The organism is Xenorhabdus griffiniae, assembly GCF_001028135.1.
In the GTDB taxonomy this organism is placed as follows: Bacteria; Pseudomonadota; Gammaproteobacteria; order Enterobacterales; family Enterobacteriaceae; genus Xenorhabdus; species Xenorhabdus bakwenae.
Genome location: NZ_LDNM01000194.1, coordinates 1 through 909, shown reverse-complemented (window position 1 = coordinate 909; position 909 = coordinate 1). Strand labels below are relative to the sequence as shown.

Annotated in this window: 1 protein-coding gene and 1 pseudogene; both read left to right on the top strand. The window is 53.9% G+C overall.

All coding sequences use genetic code 11. The annotated features are described in order from the left end of the window. The first annotated feature begins 41 nt into the window (after positions 1-41). On the top strand, positions 42-569 hold the full coding sequence (locus tag AAY47_RS19635; protein WP_152669847.1) for a Mu transposase C-terminal domain-containing protein: 528 nt from the start codon (positions 42-44) through the stop codon (positions 567-569). 17 nt (positions 570-586) lie between these two features. Further along, positions 587-909: pseudogene (locus tag AAY47_RS19630) on the top strand (transcriptional regulator); the annotation flags it as partial.

The window sequence follows — 909 nt, the reverse complement described above, 5'->3', positions numbered from 1 at the left end:
GGCATGAGCACAGCGAACTGCCCAAACACAACGGCCGCCACATGACGGCGGCAGTCTACCGCAAAATAGTGCTGGAAACCGAAGGGGATGAAATCGAATACCTGACCCAGATTGAACTGCGCGAGATGTTTATGCCGGAGGTCACCCGTATCGCCCAGCGTGGCTGGGTGGAGTTCAACAATAACCAATATTTTGCTGAGAACCTGATCGAGGTGGATGGCGAAAGCGTGCGGGTGGCCTACGACATTCACGATGCCGGGGAAGTCATCATCCGCAGAATGGATGGTCGCTATGTCTGTACCGCTATCTGGGACGGCAACAAGGTCGCCGCTGTACCCACCACGGCGATGGCGAAAGCCGTGGAAGCCCGCCGCAATCGTCGTCTGGCGCGGGTTGAGGATAAACGGCAGGAAATTGAGGCGGAAGCCCGGCCTGTTCTGGAATCTAAGCCATTGCCGGACTTTGGCGGATTTATTCCGGCACCAGAAAACGCCGCTATACCGAACCGCAGCTATTCCTTCCTGCAAACGGAATTTGAACAGCATATGAAAGATGCAGGAAATTACTAATATTTTAGGGGGTTATGATGTCTCTTGTTCAAGAACTGACGGAATTAATGGAAGAGAAAGGGTTTTCACAGGCGCAAGTGGCGCGGGGCATTGGCCGCAGCACCGCCATGATTAACCAGTATCTACAGGGTAAATACGTGGGCAATACCGCCACACTGGAAACCCAGCTGGAACAGTTTATCCGCCGCGAACGTGACCGGGAAAAGGTACGTCACCTGAAACCCGCCTTCATTGCAACGTATACCGCCCGTAAAGGACTGGAAGTCTGCCGCCTCGCCCATATGGACGGCGAAATCAACGTTATCTATGGCGATGCAGGGATGGGGAAAACGATGGTCAT

Excerpts from the sequence above, each read along its gene's own strand:
- AAY47_RS19635 (WP_152669847.1), top strand. The coding sequence starts at position 42 with ATGACGGCGGCAGTCTACCGCAAAATAGTGCTGGAAACCGAAGGGGAT.